Below are 2,077 nucleotides of genomic sequence, written 5' to 3' on the forward strand. Positions count from 1 at the left end.
AAATGAGACCAGTAGAATAAGGTGTTGGTTCTATCACTAAAAGACTTGTGACAGTCAAGACAGATATATCTCTGATGTCCGTTCTTATCTTTTCCATTCTTCTTGAGATGAACTGAACCACATATAGGGCATGCCTTATGAGATGGATCAACGTCTTCATTATCCTGTTCATATAATGATTCGATAAGTTTATTTACATAATCCTTATCCTTAGATCTTAAATAGTTTTTTACCTGGTTTTCAGTTATCATAGCACTCACCTGACCTTTTAAGATCATTTTACAACTATTCGAGAAATGATGATTTGAGTTAGGCGGCTATAAAGTAGAAAAATAGGCGTTAAGCTAAATTTAATGATCTAGTAGCAACATTTTTCATAAACTTAGCGTTTATTTAATGCATTTAAAATATAAGAATATATTTTGCAGATATTTGTTGTATTAGTTTGCACTCTATACGATAAATAAAATGTGATCTCTTAATACTAGACGATGGGCTGTTGGTAGGGACTAATAATGCCGAACAGCAGGATATTCTGGAAATACTGGAAAAGAGATATCGTATCCATTCAACAGTATTCTGCTCTCAGTTTGATGTTGCAGGATGGCACAGTAAGCTTGGTAGAGGTGCTTTAGCTGATGCGATAATGGATAGAATAGTATCAAAATCACAAGCAATAAAAATCCTTGGCGATAAGTCAATGAGAAGCAGATAAACAAAAATCCTGGCTGTACTACTACAGTCAGGATTTTCAGGTGGTCAGGTTCATCGGAATGGTTGGTCAACCTCGTCGGAATTTTATAGAAATGGCTAGTTGGTCAAAAGCATCGGAACACTTGGTCAACCCAATCGGAATGAGTGATCAACTAAAGTGGAATAATCAGCTTGGAAATAGTATTAAGAGAAATTTCCTAATCTATTAGCTACAGGCAGAATATCAGATTGAATTTTACGGCCAAAATTTTTTGGCTCCTTTCATAATATTAGAGATATTGTCTCCAAATATCATGATAGTACAAAAAGACCACCCATGAGGTGGTGCAGTTACCGATATAAGTGGTTCACTTTATGCGAATGGCGATGCTGTTCCTTGCGAATAATCACTAACAGTCCGCCACTTCACAGTAACGTTCATTCGTTCCTTCCTGTTTTACTATTATTCCAATATACTTTAATATTTGTTATTGCAAACTCATTATATCAGCAATATGTTCTGGAACATCAATTAAACCTAAACGATAAAAGATAGGATAAATATAAGAAATACCACGTATATCCCCTATTTCTTTAGGTCTACTTATAATATTACCTTTTTGATTTAATGCTTTATCTAATGCTATTACAATTGAACTCCAAGTAAGACTTTTACTCTTATATCTACGATTAATTAATAGTTCTTTATTAAGTTCTCCATTTCTTCCTACCTTTATAGTATAAGAAAAAGGTAAACCAGAATAGGTATGAAATGAATAATTTTGGAATGCTATAATAGCATTCCAAAATAGATTGTTGTTTACTTCTTTTTGTAGTTTATCTACAATTTCTTTACGTTCTCTGTATGCTTTTATTCTAGCAGCATTTACACTGATCATTTCTGGTTTATATATTACTTTAGAATAGGGTAAATAAACACTTATTGATGATTTCTTTAAACCTGTTATTTCAATCATTTGATCTATACTCATTCCCTGTTTATATAGATCATTTACTCTATCTGATTATTCGCTCGTAATTGCACCAGTAGTCGCAGACCTATGCACCACCCCTGTCGCATTAAGTGCACCATCTAACTCTTACCAGAATAATAGCTAATCATGATAGTCATGATTGGCTAAATAATTCCCTTATTTTATTCTAAAATTATCAGTACCCATATCTATATCGATTCTATTATGTACTATTCTATCAAGCAGAGCTTCTGTCAATGTTGACTTATGCAGCTTATCATATCAGTCTTCAGTTGGATACTGACTACAGAAGATAGTTGAACACGTATCATGTCTTACTTGGTACTACGTCAAGAAAAAGTACCAGTCAAACTGAGATTTCTTTACTAATTCAATTACTCTTTACATAA

At 33.1% G+C, this 2,077-nt stretch carries 3 protein-coding genes; 1 reads left to right on the plus strand and 2 read right to left on the minus strand.

What is annotated here, in order from left to right; translation table 11 throughout:
• The coding region (locus tag ACFOZZ_RS12095; protein ID WP_376815321.1) for a transposase-like zinc-binding domain-containing protein at nucleotides 1-251 on the minus strand (251 nt) is incomplete at its 3' end.
• A 212-nt stretch (nucleotides 252-463) separates the two neighbouring features.
• On the opposite strand from ACFOZZ_RS12095, the gene ACFOZZ_RS12100 reads away from it, so the two are divergent.
• The gene (locus ACFOZZ_RS12100) at nucleotides 464-715 is read left to right on the plus strand and encodes an ATP-binding protein (protein WP_376815323.1); all 252 of its coding nucleotides are present in this window, start codon (nucleotides 464-466) and stop codon (nucleotides 713-715) included.
• A 466-nt stretch (nucleotides 716-1,181) separates the two neighbouring features.
• On the opposite strand, the gene ACFOZZ_RS12105 is transcribed toward ACFOZZ_RS12100, so the two are convergent.
• Nucleotides 1,182-1,670: a hypothetical protein gene (locus ACFOZZ_RS12105; protein ID WP_376815322.1), complete on the minus strand. Its 489-nt coding sequence runs from the start codon at nucleotides 1,668-1,670 to the stop codon at nucleotides 1,182-1,184.
• Nucleotides 1,671-2,077: the final 407 nt, after the last annotated feature.

The organism is Catenibacterium sp. GCM10023432 (assembly GCF_042651925.1).
Taxonomy (GTDB): domain Bacteria; phylum Bacillota_I; class Bacilli_A; order Erysipelotrichales; family Coprobacillaceae; genus Catenibacterium; species Catenibacterium mitsuoka.

Coding starts and splice junctions, on each gene's coding strand:
- ACFOZZ_RS12105 (WP_376815322.1), bottom strand. CDS start 1,670: ATGATTGAAATAACAGGTTTAAAGAAATCATCAATAAGTGTTTATTTA.